This window comes from Klebsiella sp. Ech2A, from assembly GCF_030078455.1.
GTDB classification, from domain to species: Bacteria; Pseudomonadota; Gammaproteobacteria; order Enterobacterales; family Enterobacteriaceae; genus Klebsiella; species Klebsiella terrigena.
On record NZ_JAQGFU010000008.1, the window covers coordinates 47,969 to 62,697 of the forward strand.

A 14,729-nucleotide genomic window follows, 5' to 3' on the forward strand; every position below is an offset into this window, starting at 1 on the left:
CTTCTCGCCGAATATCCCGCAGGGTAGCGCAACGCGCCTTATCCGGACTACGTAGCCCGGATAAGCATCGCGCGGCCTGTGCGCGGTTAGACGAACGGTGCCAGCGGATCGGCAATCTCAAAGGCGATGGCTCTGTCGGCCTTCGGAGGATAGATAAGCTCGCTGGTTATCGCGATCTTCACCTTTTTTGCCTCTTCCCGCGTCAGCTTCACCTGCTGGTCCCAGCCTTCGGTATAGACCGCGCCCCAGGCGCCGAGGTCCAGACAGGTGACGTAGTTTTCCTGACGATAGGGCAGCGGCGCCACTTCCAGCAGGCTGGCCGCCGCGTTGTTGCCGGCAAATTTGCCCAGCAGAATCGCGTGCTGGCAGGTCATCAGCGCGTGGTTGCCCTTATCATCGGTGGCGGCGTAGGCCACGTCCCCGGTGGCGTAGATCGCATCATGACCCATCACCTGAAGATCGCCGTTGACGTGCAGGCGGCCCTGGCGATCGCGCGGGGCGTCAATCTGCGCCGTCAGGTCGTTGGCCTGTACGCCGACGGTCCAGATAACGGTCTGCGACGCGATAGTCTGCCCGTCTTTCAACGTCACGCCGGATGCGTCAATGCTTTCGACCTCCGCGTTCACCAGCCACTCAACGCCGAGCTCTGCGGAGGCCTGAACGATAACCTCGCGCAGCGCGTCGCTGTAGCGTGAGCCCGGCTGCGGGCCGCGTTCAACTACGACTACTCTGGTCTTAGCATTTGAGCCCAGGATGGCCCGCAGCTTGCCCGGAAGCTCCATCGCCATCTCGATGCCGGTAAAGCCGCCGCCGCAGACGACGACCGTATTGCGCACCACGCTATCCGCGGCGTGGGCCAGGGATTTCAGATGGTTTTCCAGAACGGTAGCGCTTTCCAGCTGGTCGAGGTCGAAGGCGTGAGCCTCGGCGCCGGCGACCTGGGTACGGTTAACGCGGCTGCCGCTGGCGAGAATCAGCCGGTCGTAGCCCGCGCGCTGCGCGTTACCGGAGGCATCGACCCACGCCACTTCTTTGGCGGCAGGCACGATGCGCTCAACGCTCCCGCGCAGGAAGCTGACGCCGGTGGCGTCAAATAATGGCTGTAGCGGGGCGACCAGCGTCGGCACATCGTCCTCATAGAAACGTGGACGTACCCGCAGCTCGGGCTGCGGGGCAATTACCGTGATTTCCACGGTCTCGTCGCGGTGCTTATCCGCCAGGCGTGCGGCGCTGAGCGCCGCCCACATTCCGGAAAAGCCCGCGCCGACGATCAGGATTTTTTTAGCCATTATGCTTTCACTCACTGTTTGCTACGATGTATTTACTCGGATTTTATTTGTCGTAGTTATAAAGTGCAACGTGATTTGTGCTGTTGCCAGAGTGAAAAGCGGGGTTTTGATTGTATACATATGATAAATATTAAAATAATTATTTATCCTGCCGCTTGATACGGCATCTGTCTGGTATGGATGAGATGGAAAAGCTACAATAACTCAGATTTGTTTTGGCTGAGATAAGAGAATGGCGTTCTACAGTTCTGGCGTTGAGTACGGCATCCATAGTCTGATGTGCATGGTGGACAGCAAGGGCGACGCGCGCGACATGAGCGTGCGCGAAATCGCCGAGCTGCAAAGCGTGCCCTACGACTATCTGGCCAAAATATTTACCCGCCTCTCCCGGGCAGGGCTGGTGCGCAGCATGGAGGGCAAGGGCGGCGGCTTTCAGCTGGCGAAGCCCGCCGAACACATCACGGTGCTGGACGTGGTCAATGCCATTGATGGCGATAAGCGTATTTTCGAGTGTCGTGAAATTCGCCAGCGGCTGGCGGTATTTGACGAGCAGCCGCCGGAGTGGGCCTGTGAAGGCATTTGTGGCGTGCGCTCGGTAATGGACATGGCCCAGCAGCGCATGGAAGAGGCGCTCGGGCAGCATACGATTTTGGACCTCGCCCGTAAGATGTACCGCAAAGCGCCGGATGAGTTTGTGATTGAAGTGCAGGAGTGGATTGACGCTCGCAAGGGTTAACCTCAGCCAGCCGCCGCTATTTGCCGTCGGCAGGGGTATTAATCATACGGTTGAGCCACGGCACCAGAATCGCCATCACGATCGCCACCGCCAGGGTCACCAGGCCAATCTTGCCGAACACGTCGGTGTAGATCGGCAGGGTCTGCAGCGGGTCGGTGATATTTTCCGGCACCGCGGTGAAGGTCGCCACGTATCCCCCCATCAGGAAGGCTGCCGCCTGCGTCAGGAACCACATCCCGAGGATAAAGCCCATCAGCTGCTGGGGAACCAGCGCGGCGACCATCGCCAGGCCGAGCGCGCTAATCAGCAGCTCGCCGAGGCTCTGGAACAGATAGACCAGCACGATAAACCACGGCGAGGTGAGCCCCTGGGCGTCGGCAAACCAGATGCCGGCGGCGGCGGCGGTCAGGAAGCCCAGCGAACATAAAAACATCCCAAGGGTAAACTTCATCGGCATGGTCAGGTCCCGACCTTTGTTGCCGAGGCGGGTGTAGATTGCCGCCAGTACCGGGCTGGCGACCACTACCCAGAACGGATTCAGCGCCTGGAAGCTGACCGGATTAATGGTGATGCCAAGGATCTGGTGGTGCACGTTGTTGATGGCAAAAAAGTTGAGCGATGTGGGCATTTGCGCGTACAGGATGTAGAACAGCACCGCTTCCAGCATCAGGATAAAGGCGACAAACATCCTGTTGCGGCCGGTTTTATCCAGCTTAAAGGCCTCGCGAAAGAAGAAAATAATCACCACGATAGAGAGGACGATCAGTACCAGGTTGGCAATTTCCACGTTATGCATCAGCCAGGCGCAGAGGAAAATCATCGCTACCGTACCGACCAGCACGTACAGCAGGTTGCGCAGCACCAGCGGCCGATGGTCGGGCTCCGAACCGATATCTTTGACCATCCCACGGCAGGCGAAGTAGACCAGCAGAGCGATAATCAGCCCCGCCCCGCACAGGTTGTAGGTGACGGCATAGCCGAACTTCTCGGCAATCACCGGCGCCAGCGATAGCGACAGCAGGGAGCCGATGTTAATCGACATGTAAAACAGGGTGAACGCCCCGTCGAGGCGGGCGTCATCCGGGGGATAGCACTTTGACAGCAGGCTGGCGGGATTGGCCTTAAACAGCCCGTTGCCGACGGCGATGGTGCCCAGAGCGATAAAAATGAGATCGGGTTTCAGGAGCGACAGCCCGGTCATGAAATAGCCGAGCGCCAGCACAATTGCCCCCAGCACCAGCGTTCGTTTGGTGCCCAGCAGGTGGTCGCCGACGTAGCCGCCGATGGAGATCAGGCCGTAGACCAGCGCCGCAAATGCGCCGAAGGTAATAAACGCCTGTTCCTGAGAGAATCCGAGCTGTTTAACAAAGAAAACCGCCAGGATGCCCTGGACGCCGTAATAGCCAAATCGCTCCCATAACTCTACAAAAAAGATCATGAAGAACGGCCGCGGTTGCTGCAGCAGGCCCGTAGGTGCAGTTGTTTTCATATTCCTTCGCCTTTTAGTGCTATCCGAAAAAAGTATGAACGCGTATGCCAGAACGCGCTGAAAAAGTATGATGGCGCGCTATACTGCGGCCATTGGCTTAATGATTAGATTATTATATAGATATTTTTTCTTATAATTGGTTGATCACACTAACTGATATTAAATGCGTGGATTTATATACTGCTGGTTGATCCCGGCGGGCGATAACGGTCCGTTCGGGATAGTCGGGATAATAGCGGGCGGGAGATGGCGGCGCGGACGGGTAAAGAAACGCCCGCATAAGCGGGCGCAGACAGGCTGATGCTGAGAAAGGCGAAAGCGTTATTCGTCTTCTTCGTCGCGCAGCGGGACAATCAGCATATCGACATGCACGGTGTTGATCAGCTGGCGCGCGGAGGACATCAGCTTGCTCCAGAAGTCCTGATGGTGGCCGCAGACGACCAGATCCATATCGTATTTTTTAATGGCATCAACCAGCACCTGGCCGAGATCGCCGCTGCCGCTCAGGGTTTCCGTAATCGGATAGCCCGCGTTGCCGGAGAGTTCGCTCAGCGCGTGGTGGGTCTCTTCAGAAATGCGTTTCTGCATATCGCCCAGATTGACGTCGATAAGACCGGTGTAGAGGTCGGAGTAATTCACATCGACGTGGATCAGGGAAACCTTGGCATTGTAGGGACGTGCCATAGAAACGGCTTTCTCTACCAGCACTTTGCTTTCCGGGGAGAGGTCTACTGCAATAAGAATATGTTTGTAAGCCATAGTGTTACTCCTTCCATAAGTTGTCGATGACCGTTGGACCAGACAGCTAGCGCTGCCGCTTCGCCCGCGTCCTGCGTGCTAATTCGCGGGGGTTCAGTCCGTTAAGGACTTAATTGTAGAAGATATTTCTACCTTATAGCGCCCCTCGCGCGCCGTCAATGCGCCTGGTTCACCAAATAGTTAAACAAATATATCCGTCTTATGTATTGATAACGATTAACCTTGTGGTAAAAAAATTAACTGATCTCCTACACTATTTAATGAGCCGATCGAATAAATAAACGTGATTGGTATCGCACTCTTCTATTGTATGGGTCGGGTATTGGGGAGCGCTAGCCCCGGAGACGTCTCCGAGGGCGGGTCGCCGGGGAGGAAGTATGATCAGCACGATTGCGCTGTTTTGGGCCCTGTGTATCGTTTGTGTGGTGAATATGGCACGCTACTTCTCATCGTTGCGTGCGTTATTGGTAGTGCTACGTGGTTGCGATCCCTTGCTGTATCAATATGTTGATGGCGGAGGGTTTTTTACCTCTCACGGCCAGCCGGGTAAACAGATGAGGCTGGTCTGGTATATCTACGGCCAGCGCTACCGCGATCATCATGACGACGAGTTTATTCGCCGCTGTGAACGGGTGCGGCGGCAGTTTATTTTGACCAGCGCGCTGTGTGGCCTGGTGGTGGTGAGTATGATTGCGCTGCTTATCTGGCACTAGCGCAAAAAAAAACGGGCCAGTTTCCTGACCCGTTATATCACTGCCGTTAGCCGCTTAGATAAGCTTCAGCGCTATCCAGTACAGCCCGCCTGACAGCAGAATCGCCGCCGGGAGGGTGAGAACCCACGCCATCAGAATACTGGTGACGGTTTTTTTCTGCAGTCCGCCGCCGTCAACGAGCATCGTCCCCGCCACCGAGGAGGAGAGCACGTGGGTGGTGGAAACCGGCATCCCGGTGTAGCTCGCCAGACCAATCGATACGGCCGCGGTCATCTGGGCCGACATACCCTGTGCGTAGGTCATGCCTTTCTTACCGATCTTCTCGCCGATAGTGGTCGCCACGCGGCGCCAGCCGATCATGGTGCCGATACCCAACGCCAGCGCAACCGCCATAATGATCCAGATTGGCGCGTACTCGATGGTGCTCAGCATATCGGTTTTAAGCTTCTTCAGCAGACGCTTGTCATCGCCATTCACTTCCGGCAGCTTCGCGACTTTGTCGGTGGTGTCGGAAATACACAGCATAATGCGGCGCATCTGGCTGCGCTGATCGAGAGTGAGCGCGTCGTAGCTTTCGATTCCGGTGAGCATCGTTTTCACGCGGCTAAGCGCGTTGACGGTGTTCGCCGGATGGCAGTGGAACTCGCCCGCGGCGACCGCACCGGCTTCCGGTGACGGAATCAGCTGGTCAACGCCGGTCGCTTTCTTCAGCAGCTCAGGACGCTGTTCGAAGAAGGTTTCCACGTTATTGACCGCATCGCGGGTACGGGTGATTTCGTAGCCGGAGGCGTTCATGTTAACCACAAACCCTGCCGGCGCTACGCCGATAAGCACCAGCATCACCAGGCCAATGCCCTTCTGACCGTCGTTCGCGCCGTGCGAGAATGACACGCCGATGGCTGACAGAATCAGCGCAATGCGGGTCCAGAACGGCGGTTTTTTCTTGCCGTCTTTCTTTTCACGTTCAGCAGGCGTCAGGTGGATACGGGCGCGTTTCTTGGTATTGCTCCAGTAGCGGCGCAGAATGAAAATCAGGCCGCCCGCCACCACCAGGCCCACGATAGGCGAGACGATCAGCGAGGCGAAAATACCGATGACTTTCGGGATATTCAGCGCGTCAACCACCGAGGTGCCGGTCATCAACGCATTGGTTAAACCAATCCCGATGATGGCGCCGATCAGCGTGTGCGAACTGGAGGCCGGAAGGCCGAAGTACCAGGTTCCGAGGTTCCAGATAATGGCCGCCAGCAGCATGGAGAACACCATAGCGAGGCCATGTGCAGAACCCATGTTAAGCAGCAGGTCGGTCGGCAACATATGCACAATGGCATAGGCTACGCTAAGACCACCTAACAGAACGCCGAAAAAGTTAAAGAGAGCCGCCATCGCCACAGCAAGCTGCGACCGCATTGCGCGCGTGTAGATCACAGTTGCAACAGCGTTTGCGGTATCATGAAAACCGTTAATCGCTTCGTAAAACAGCACGAAAGCTAAAGCAAGCAATAGTAATAGCCCGGTATGTAAATCCAGACCGGCAAATAAATGTAGCATAGGACGTTACGCCATTTTGAGGACATGAACGCGGCGCATTATCAGTGACTTTAGCGGCGCGGGCAAAGCGAAATATAGACTTTTTTTGATTTCCTTGCTCTTCAGGTGCGACGCGCTTGGGAGTAATCCTATATATTTCAATGATGTAAATAAATACTTAATTTTTCACGCTGGTGCGACCAGCGTGAAAAATTTACAATTCCCGACAATCGGGACATGAGGAAAGCAGTGTGGAAAGGTTTGATGCCATTGTAATCGGCGCCGGAGCGGCGGGAATGTTTTGTGCAGCACAGGCGGGCCAGGCGGGGCTGCGCGTGCTGCTGCTGGATAATGGTAAAAAGCCGGGCCGTAAAATCCTGATGTCCGGCGGCGGACGCTGCAATTTTACCAATATGTATATCGAGCCGGCGGCCTATCTCAGCCAGAACCCGCATTTTTGCAAGTCGGCGCTGGCGCGCTACACCCAGTGGGATTTTATCGAGCTGGTGGGTAAACACGGCATCGCCTGGCATGAGAAGACGCTCGGCCAGCTGTTCTGCGACGACTCTGCCGAACAGGTGGTCAACCTGCTGCTGGCCGAATGTGAAAAGGGCGGCGTGCAGCTCCGCCTGCGCACGGAGATCCTGAGCGTCGAGCGCGACGACGCGGGCTTCACTCTGCAGCTTAACGGCGAAACGGTGGCGGCGAACAGGCTGGTGGTCGCCTCCGGCGGCCTGTCGATGCCGGGCCTTGGCGCGTCGCCGTTCGGCTACAAGCTGGCCGAACAGTTTGGCCTGACGGTGCTGCCGACCCGCGCCGGGCTGGTGCCTTTTACCCTGCATAAACCGCTGCTTGAGCAGCTGCAGGTGCTCTCCGGCGTGTCGGTGCCGTCGACCATTACCGCCGAGGACGGCACGGTTTTCCGCGAGAATCTGCTGTTTACCCATCGCGGGCTCTCCGGCCCGGCGGTGCTGCAAATTTCCAGCTACTGGCAGGCGGGAGAATTCGTCAGCATCAACCTGCTGCCGGACTGCAGTCTCGACGACTTCCTCAACCAGCAGCGGGCAGAGCATCCGAATCAAAGCCTGAAAAATACCCTTTCCATGCAGCTGCCGAAGCGTCTGGTCGAGTGCCTGCAGCAACTGGGGCAAATCCCGGACGTCACGCTGAAGCAGCTCAACCTCCGCGAGCAGGAGGCGCTGGTGGAGACGCTGACCGCATGGCGCGTGCAGCCCAACGGCACCGAGGGCTACCGGACGGCGGAGGTGACCCTCGGCGGCGTGGATACCAACGAACTCTCCTCCCGCACGATGGAAGCGCGGAAAGTGCCCGGGCTCTATTTTATCGGCGAAGTGATGGACGTCACCGGCTGGCTCGGCGGCTATAACTTCCAGTGGGCGTGGGCCTCCGCCTGGGCCTGCGCGCAGGCGCTGGCAGAGGCGTAAGATGAGGTCAGCCTCCTGCTGCGGGAGGCTGACTCTGGCCGATCAGTTCAGACCAAGAAAGTACTGGGCGATTTTGAAGTAGATGATCAGCCCGGTGCCGTCGATCAGCGTGGCGATAAACGGCGCGGAGACCACCGCCGGGTCGATACCGACGCGCTTAATCACCATCGGGATCACCGACGATACCAGCGCGCTCCATAGCGTAATGCACACCAGAGTCAGGCTGACGATCAGGGTGATTTCCATCCCGATGCCCATCATCCAGGCGCGCAGGCATCCCGCCAGCCCGAGCGTGAGAGCGATCAGCAGCGACGTCGAGACCTCTTTGCGGATAACCCGTCCCATATCGCGCAGCCGCACTTCGCCCAGCGCCATGGAGCGCACCAGCGTGGAGGTGATCTGCGTGCCGCTGTTGCCGCCGGTGCCGATCAGCAGCGGGATAAAGAAGGCCAGCGCAATGGCCGACTCCAGCGCCTCTTCAAAGTGCTGGATAACGCTGCTGGTGTAGGCTTCGGCAACGAACAGCAGCAGCAGCCAGACCGAACGCTTTTTCCACAGCGTCCACGGGCTTATTTCCAGATAGGGCTTCTCCAGCGGCAGCGTCGCGCCCTGCAGATGCGCGTCTTCGGTGACCTCATCTTCCAGCAGATGGGCGATCTCCTTCTCCATCAGGCAGCCGACCAGCTCGCCTTTTTCGACCACCGGCACCAGGTCGAGCCCGCGTTCACCCAGTTCGGCCACCACCTGCTGGCGCTCATCATCGGGCTTTACGCGGAACAGGCAGCTGTCCATTAAGTAGCGAATGGGCTGAGTGGTATCGCTCTCCTGCAGCAGTTTTTTAATCGACAGGCTGCCGCGAAGCTTCCTGCCGGCGACGACGAAAACCTGGCCTGGGATATCGTCGCTGGTGAGCTGGGAGACAAAGCGCTCCCGCGCTTCATGAACGCTAAGCTGCTCCGGCAGCGTCATAAAGTCGGTACGCATGTACTGGGCGATAGCATCGCCGTCGAAGGCGGCGTTAGCCGGATGGGTGGCGCAGTGTTGGATGGATGACATGGTGTAATTCCCTATAAAAAATCACTCATAGGGGCGAACAAGACAGGATGACCACAGGCAGATTGCGGGCAGATCCCTACGTCCTGGTTTTAGCACTGCACAACGTATCTGTCCGGCGTAAGTGCCGTCAGAAGTTACCTTGGCAACACCTTGATTCGATGGATGCCTGTATTTCCCTGAGTGGTCTCTCTCGATACCAGCAGGGCGGTAACTTATATTTGTGCAGGAGCCTCGCCATAACGAGATCGTTAAATGAGGCGCCATTATTCACGAAAAGAGATAGTTAACCCGATTGATAATTCAACATGTTTATCAACCGTTGATAAACGGCGGTGGTTTTGTTTACCGATCCGCCGTTGCGTTCCCGCCGAGCGCGAGACTAGGGGTGGGCGTGCTCCTCCTCCGCGGTCAGGCAGTGCAAATGCCCGTGGCGCACGCCGCGCTGGGCAATCACCTCATCGGCGAAGTGCTGCACTTCGCCCATTTCCCCTTTCAGTACCGCAATCTCGAGGCAGTCATCGTGACTGATGTGCACGTGCAGCGTGGCGACGGAGAGATCGTGGTGCTGGTGCTGGGTGGCAATCAGCCGGCTCGCCAGCTCGCGCTTCTCGTGCTCGTACACGTAGGAGAGCACCGCGTAGCCGCGCTGTTCGCTCTTTTGCGCATGTTCATGCATCAGGGTATTGCGCAAAATATCGCGCACCGCTTCCGAGCGGTTGTTATAGCCCCGCTGTTCGCTGAGCGCATCAAGGGTGGCGAGAAGCTCATCATCAAGGGTCAGGGTTACGCGCTGCATGGCTGTTTCTCTTTGGTCAGGGAGGCTGGAAAAGCGGGAAGTACCGCGCGCTGTAGCGCCCGACCCGCGGTGGACTGAAGACGCAGCGGTGAGCTTATCTCCGTCGTTTCAACGATTTGCCCACTCTCCATCACCATCACCCGCTGGCAAAAGCGTTCGACCAGCCGCAGGTCGTGGGTGATAAACAGGCAGGCGGTGGAAAACTGAGCCTGCAGACGCTTGAGGAGGGCAAGGATCTCCGCCTGCAGGACGAGATCCAGATTCGACACCGCCTCATCAAGGATCAGCAGCTGCGGCCGCACCACCAGCGCCCGGGCCAGGCACACGCGCTGGAGCTGGCCGCCGCTGAGCTGCAGCGGGCGCTTGTGGAGCAGGTCAGCGCAGAGATCGACCGCCTGCAGCATCGCCTTCACCTGCGCCGTGCGCTCATCGCGGGAGTAGCGGAACAGGTGGCGCAGCGGTTCGCTGATAATCTCCAGCACCGTTTTACGCGGATTCACCGCGCTCAGCGGGTCCTGAAAAACCAGCTGGATATCGCGGCGAAAGGTGCGCAGAGCCTCGCCCTTCAGGGCCGTAAGCGGCGTATCGCGCCAGGTGATGACGCCGCAATCGGGTGATTCCAGCCCTACCAGCATGCGTGCGAGGGTGCTTTTGCCGCAGCCGCTGCGGCCGAGCAGGGCCACCGTCTCCCCCGGCGCGATGCTGAGGCCGATCTGCTGCAGCACCGCCGGGTGATGCGGGTAATCGTGGCTGACGCCGGCGACGTTAAGTAAATTCACGCTCTGCTCTCCATTCCATACAGCGCCAGGTGCGCCGCCAGCAGCCGTCGACTGACCGGATGCTGCGGGGTGCTGAACAGGGTTGCCACGTCGCAGCGCTCGACGATACGACCCTCGTCCATCACCGCGACCTCGTGCGCCAGCCGTGCCACCACGCCCATATCGTGGGTGATCAGCAGCAGGCCCTGGCCGCGGCTGGTGACGATCTCCTCCAGCAGGTCAAGAATGCGCGCCTGGGCGACGGCATCGAGGTCGGTGGTGGGCTCATCGGCAAAGATAAACGGCGCCTCGCTCAGCACGGCCAGGGCAATCATCATCCGCTGCAGCATGCCGCCGCTCATCTCGAAGGGGTAGCGCCTGAGCAGCCGGGTGGGATTCTCCAGCCCCACCGCCTGCAGGGCGGCGATAAATGCGGCCTCATCCGGCGGCCGGCCGACGGCGCGGCAGGTTTCCCGGGCGTGAGCCGCCATGGTGTGCAGCGGGTTAAAGGCGCTGCGAGGATTTTGCATGATGGTGGCGACGGTGGCGCCGCGCAGCTGCCTGCCGTGGACCGGTATCCCGTCGAGCAGGATACGCCCGGCGCTCTGCCTGACGCCGGGCGGCAGAACCTCAAGGGCCGCGGCGCAGGTCAGCGATTTTCCGCAGCCGCTGCTGCCGAGCAGCGCCAGCACCCGCCCGCGGCGCAGCGTCAGCGACAGATCGTGGACCAGCGGCCGTTCGGCGTGGAGGGTGAACTGCTCGAGTTCGATCTTCTGTGGCATCAGTGGCTATGCTCCGCGATCAGGTGAGGATCGAGACGATCGCGCAGCGCGTCGCCCACCAGGTTAAAGGCCATCACGCTGATAAACAGCGCCAGGCCCGGCCACAGCATCTGCAGCGGCTGGGTCCAGATATACTGGCGCGCGTCGTTAATCATCACTCCCCACTCCGCGGTTGGCGCGCTGACGCCGAGGCCAAGGAACGACATTCCGGCGACGTGCAGCATCATATGGCCGATATCGAGGGTGGCGAGCACCAGCAGCGACGGCACCACCGCGCCCGCAAGGTGATCGACAAAGACGCGTATATGGCCCGCCCCGCAAAGCCGGGCGGCGAGCACAAACTCGCGCTGGCGTAGCGAAATCGTCAGGCTGCGCACCATCCGCGCGTACCATGCCCAGTGCGACAGGGCGATGGCGATAATCACGTTAGTCAGCCCGGTACCCAGTACGCCCACCATGAAAAATGACAGGATAGAGGTTGGGAAGGTCATAAACATATCGGCAACCCGCATGGTGAGCTGATCGACCCGGCCGCCCATCAGCCCGGCGCAGCCGCCGATGACCAGCCCCAGCGCCAGCACCAGCAGCAGGCAGGCCAGCACCGCGCCGAGAGAAACCCGCGTGGCGGCCAGCAGGCGGGAAAAAATATCGCGTCCCAGGTGGTCGGTACCCAGCCAGTGCCGGGCGTCCGGCGAGAGCAGGCGTGACGGTAAATCAACGGCCTGCGGGTCGTAGGGCAGCCACCACTGGGCGGTGAGGGCGATCAGCACCAGCAGGATAATGGCGATCAGCGCCAGGCGAACCGGCCAGCGGGCTGAAAGAAAAAGGTTCACGGGCGCGCTCCTTCATGGCGGCGAATACGCGGGTCCAGCGCGGCGTTGAGCAGGTCAACCGTCAGGTTGCAGAGCGCAAACACCACCACCATCACCAGCGTGAAGCACTGGATAACCGGGTAGTCGCGGTTAAAGATGGCCGACACCGCGTAGCGCCCGATGCCCGGCCAGGCAAAGATGTTTTCGATAATCATCGTGCCGCCAATCAGCTCGGCAATATGCATCCCGATAGCGGTCACCACGGGCAGCGAGGCGTTGCGTAGAATATGGCGGCGTTCGGTTTGCCTGTCGCTCAGCCCGCGTAGCCGCGCCCAGGTGACGTGGCGCTGGCCGGCAACCTCCAGCATGCTGGCGCGCAGCAGGCGGGCGTTGATGGCCAGCGACATCAGGGCGATCGACGCCGCGGGCAGAATAAGGTGCTGCCAGCCGCCGTAGCCCAGCGCCGGCAGCCACTGCAAATAGACCGAAAAAAGCATCACCAGCAGGAAGGCGAGCCAGAAGTTGGGCATCGAGACGCCGAGAAAGGCGATCGCCCGCACGATAAAATCCGCCGGGCGGTCGCGATGGCGGGCGGCCCAAATCCCCAGCGGCACGGAGGTCAGCAGGATAATAACCAGCGCCGCGCCCGCCAGCTGCAGCGTGGCGGGCAGGAAGTGCATCACGTCGTCGATCACCGGCCGCTGGGTGGCGAAGGAGAGGCCAAAATCGAGATGCAGCGCCTTCCATAGCCAGCTGGCGTACTGGGCGACGAGCGGCTGGTCAAGTCCGAGCATCGCGCGCGTGGAGGCCACCATCTCCGGCGTCGGCGGAAGATTTGACAGGCGCAGATAGTCCAGCGCCGGGTCGCCGGTGCCGAGACGCAGCATGAGAAAGATAATGACCGAGGCGGCGAAAATCATCGGTATCAGCAGCAGGATGCGCCGCAGTACGTAGCGTCGCATCAGGGCTGCTCCGGCCGGATCTGTTCGAACGGAATCTCGGCGGCGATGGGCGCGTAAGGGATCGTACCGAGCTCGGGTTTTGCCACCACCATCATCGAGACGTAGCTGATGGGCAGATAGACCGCATCGTTGTGCAGGCGGGTCAGGATGTCGCGATACAGCGCCCGGCGCTGGGTTTCGTCGGTGGTCGTCAGCACCTTGCCAATCTGCTGGTCGATAAGCGCCTTATCGGCTAACCCCTGCTGGGCCTGATAGTCGGCGTGAGAGGGGACGCGCATTGAGCTCATAAAGGCGTGCGGATCGTACGGCGCGCCCCAGGTGCGGTTAAAAATCATGCCGAAGCGCCCGTCGCGCTGGCGGGCATAAATGCTGCTCTCTTCTTCGCCGTTCAGCACGACGTCGACGCCAGCCTGGCGCATATCGGCCTGCATAATTTCGGCCATGGATTTGCTCAGGGCGTCGGTGCCGATAAACGACATCTCGATGCGCAGCGGCTGGCCATTTTTTTGGCGGATCTGCTCGCCCGCGGGCCTCAGCCAGCCGGCTTTCTCCAGCAGGGCGTTAGCCTGCTGCGGATCGTAGCGGCGCGGGGTCAGGCCGATATTGGCATAGGGCACCGAAGGGGCGAACAGCGTATCGGCAACCTGCTGGGTGCCGTACAGCGCGTTGTCGATCAGCGACTTTTTGTTGACCGCATAGTTGAGCGCCTCCCGCACCGCCAGCTCATTAGTGGGCGCTTTGGCAGAGTTAAGCGCCAGCATTACCGTTTCAACGGGCTGAGAAAGCTGGGTGCGCCAGGCCGGGCTATGGCTGAAACGCGCGAAGGTATCCAGCGGCAGCAGGCCCTCGTTGCCGTAGAGCAGATCGATATCGCCGGTTTCAAAGGCGACGGCGCGGGTCATCGGGTCCGGGATCACCTTCACGGTCACCTGGTCAATCGCCGGTTTTTCGCCCCAGTAGCGTGGGTTACGTACCAGCACGTCAAGCTGGTTGAGCTTGGTGGTTTTCAGCACCCAAGGCCCGGTGCCGATGGGCGCCTTAATCCCGTGAACGGTGCCGCCGTCAACAAACTGTGACGGGGCGATAAAGCGGAACGGACGCGGCAGCGCCAGCTCCTGCAGAAAAGGGTAGTAGGCGCTTTTCAGGGTGATTTGCAGCTGGGTATCGCTCAGCGCCCTGACATCGCTAATCTGATTGGTCAGCTCCAGCCAGGCGTGGCGCTGCCTGTTCGCCAGCACCGCCTGAAAATTGGCTACCGCCGCCTGGGCGTTAAACGGCTCGCCGTTAGAGAACTGCACGTCACTGCGCAGGGTAAACAGCCAGACCTTGCCGTCCGCAGAGTGGGTCCAGCGGCTCGCCAGCCACGGCTTGACCGAGCCATCCTGCTGATATTTGACCAGCGGCTCGTAGACCATGCTTTGGGCGAACATCTGGTTGGGCGTATAGAGGTGGGGATTCAGGGGGCCGACGTTGACCGGCCAGGCGGTGACGACTTCGCGCGCGGCGGCGCCGGTGAGCAGAGGCAGACAGAGGCAAACCGCCGTCAGAAGGGGGCGGAAGAGGGTGCGGAGGATCGACAAGGCGTTAATCTCAGTGAGCAGA

14 protein-coding genes and 1 riboswitch are annotated in these 14,729 nt (G+C 59.7%); of the genes, 3 read left to right on the forward strand and 11 right to left on the reverse strand.

Annotation, left to right across the window (positions count from 1 at the left end; all coding sequences use genetic code 11):
- Positions 1–86: 86 nt before the first annotated feature.
- Positions 87–1,289 carry an NAD(P)/FAD-dependent oxidoreductase gene (locus PFH44_RS03705; RefSeq protein ID WP_283824323.1) on the reverse strand — a complete coding sequence of 401 codons (1,203 nt, stop codon included), beginning with the start codon at positions 1,287–1,289 and terminating at the stop codon, positions 87–89.
- Positions 1,290–1,521: 232 nt separating this feature from the next.
- Between PFH44_RS03705 and PFH44_RS03710 the strand changes: the two genes are divergently transcribed.
- On the forward strand, positions 1,522–2,025 hold the full coding sequence (locus PFH44_RS03710) for an RrF2 family transcriptional regulator (protein WP_045853952.1): 504 nt from the start codon (positions 1,522–1,524) through the stop codon (positions 2,023–2,025).
- Positions 2,026–2,041: 16 nt separating this feature from the next.
- Here PFH44_RS03710 and dtpB read toward each other — a convergent pair whose 3' ends face one another.
- Positions 2,042–3,514: a dipeptide/tripeptide permease DtpB gene (gene dtpB / locus PFH44_RS03715; protein ID WP_283824324.1), complete on the reverse strand. Its 1,473-nt coding sequence runs from the start codon at positions 3,512–3,514 to the stop codon at positions 2,042–2,044.
- 321 nt (positions 3,515–3,835) lie between these two features.
- Positions 3,836–4,273, reverse strand: a complete 438-nt coding sequence (uspA, locus tag PFH44_RS03720; RefSeq protein ID WP_041143102.1) for a universal stress protein UspA — start codon at positions 4,271–4,273, stop codon at positions 3,836–3,838.
- 377 nt (positions 4,274–4,650) lie between these two features.
- Between uspA and uspB the strand changes: the two genes are divergently transcribed.
- Positions 4,651–4,986 (forward strand): universal stress protein UspB, encoded by a 336-nt coding sequence (uspB, locus tag PFH44_RS03725; RefSeq protein ID WP_045853954.1) that lies wholly within the window; start codon positions 4,651–4,653, stop codon positions 4,984–4,986.
- Between the two features lie 54 nt (positions 4,987–5,040).
- Here uspB and pitA read toward each other — a convergent pair whose 3' ends face one another.
- Positions 5,041–6,537, reverse strand: coding sequence for an inorganic phosphate transporter PitA (pitA, locus tag PFH44_RS03730; RefSeq protein WP_045853955.1), 1,497 nt, complete (start codon positions 6,535–6,537; stop codon positions 5,041–5,043).
- 230 nt (positions 6,538–6,767) lie between these two features.
- Here pitA and PFH44_RS03735 point away from each other — a divergent pair, with 230 nt between their 5' ends.
- The gene (locus PFH44_RS03735; protein WP_283824325.1) at positions 6,768–7,961 is read left to right on the forward strand and encodes a BaiN/RdsA family NAD(P)/FAD-dependent oxidoreductase; all 1,194 of its coding nucleotides are present in this window, start codon (positions 6,768–6,770) and stop codon (positions 7,959–7,961) included.
- A gap of 42 nt (positions 7,962–8,003) precedes the next feature.
- Here the strand turns inward: PFH44_RS03735 and PFH44_RS03740 are convergent, their stop codons facing one another.
- The 7 genes from PFH44_RS03740 to nikA form a co-directional block, all read right to left on the reverse strand.
- Positions 8,004–9,017 carry a magnesium transporter gene (locus tag PFH44_RS03740; protein ID WP_045853957.1) on the reverse strand — a complete coding sequence of 338 codons (1,014 nt, stop codon included), beginning with the start codon at positions 9,015–9,017 and terminating at the stop codon, positions 8,004–8,006.
- 67 nt (positions 9,018–9,084) lie between these two features.
- Positions 9,085–9,268, reverse strand: a riboswitch (M-box (ykoK) riboswitch).
- A 128-nt stretch (positions 9,269–9,396) separates the two neighbouring features.
- Positions 9,397–9,813, reverse strand: coding sequence for a nickel-responsive transcriptional regulator NikR (gene nikR / locus PFH44_RS03745; protein ID WP_045853958.1), 417 nt, complete (start codon positions 9,811–9,813; stop codon positions 9,397–9,399).
- Positions 9,801–10,592, reverse strand: a complete 792-nt coding sequence (gene nikE / locus PFH44_RS03750) for a nickel import ATP-binding protein NikE (RefSeq protein ID WP_283824326.1) — start codon at positions 10,590–10,592, stop codon at positions 9,801–9,803. The genes nikR and nikE overlap by 13 nt, the downstream gene beginning before the upstream one ends.
- Positions 10,589–11,353, reverse strand: a complete 765-nt coding sequence (gene nikD / locus PFH44_RS03755; protein ID WP_045853960.1) for a nickel import ATP-binding protein NikD — start codon at positions 11,351–11,353, stop codon at positions 10,589–10,591. The genes nikE and nikD overlap by 4 nt, the downstream gene beginning before the upstream one ends.
- Complete coding sequence (nikC, locus tag PFH44_RS03760; protein ID WP_283824327.1) at positions 11,353–12,186, reverse strand: nickel ABC transporter permease subunit NikC; 834 nt, start codon at positions 12,184–12,186, stop codon at positions 11,353–11,355. The genes nikD and nikC overlap by 1 nt, the downstream gene beginning before the upstream one ends.
- Positions 12,183–13,127, reverse strand: coding sequence for a nickel ABC transporter permease subunit NikB (gene nikB, locus PFH44_RS03765; RefSeq protein ID WP_283824328.1), 945 nt, complete (start codon positions 13,125–13,127; stop codon positions 12,183–12,185). The genes nikC and nikB overlap by 4 nt, the downstream gene beginning before the upstream one ends.
- Positions 13,127–14,701: a nickel ABC transporter substrate-binding protein gene (nikA, locus tag PFH44_RS03770; RefSeq protein WP_463671533.1), complete on the reverse strand. Its 1,575-nt coding sequence runs from the start codon at positions 14,699–14,701 to the stop codon at positions 13,127–13,129. The genes nikB and nikA overlap by 1 nt, the downstream gene beginning before the upstream one ends.
- Positions 14,702–14,729 lie beyond the last annotated feature (28 nt).

Excerpts from the sequence above, each read along its gene's own strand:
- nikR (WP_045853958.1), bottom strand. The coding sequence starts at position 9,813 with ATGCAGCGCGTAACCCTGACCCTTGATGATGAGCTTCTCGCCACCCTT.
- nikB (WP_283824328.1), bottom strand. The coding sequence starts at position 13,127 with ATGCGACGCTACGTACTGCGGCGCATCCTGCTGCTGATACCGATGATT.
- PFH44_RS03740 (WP_045853957.1), bottom strand. The coding sequence starts at position 9,017 with ATGTCATCCATCCAACACTGCGCCACCCATCCGGCTAACGCCGCCTTC.
- uspB (WP_045853954.1), top strand. The coding sequence starts at position 4,651 with ATGATCAGCACGATTGCGCTGTTTTGGGCCCTGTGTATCGTTTGTGTG.
- PFH44_RS03705 (WP_283824323.1), bottom strand. The coding sequence starts at position 1,289 with ATGGCTAAAAAAATCCTGATCGTCGGCGCGGGCTTTTCCGGAATGTGG.
- dtpB (WP_283824324.1), bottom strand. The coding sequence starts at position 3,514 with ATGAAAACAACTGCACCTACGGGCCTGCTGCAGCAACCGCGGCCGTTC.
- PFH44_RS03710 (WP_045853952.1), top strand. The coding sequence starts at position 1,522 with ATGGCGTTCTACAGTTCTGGCGTTGAGTACGGCATCCATAGTCTGATG.
- nikD (WP_045853960.1), bottom strand. The coding sequence starts at position 11,353 with ATGCCACAGAAGATCGAACTCGAGCAGTTCACCCTCCACGCCGAACGG.
- pitA (WP_045853955.1), bottom strand. The coding sequence starts at position 6,537 with ATGCTACATTTATTTGCCGGTCTGGATTTACATACCGGGCTATTACTA.
- uspA (WP_041143102.1), bottom strand. The coding sequence starts at position 4,273 with ATGGCTTACAAACATATTCTTATTGCAGTAGACCTCTCCCCGGAAAGC.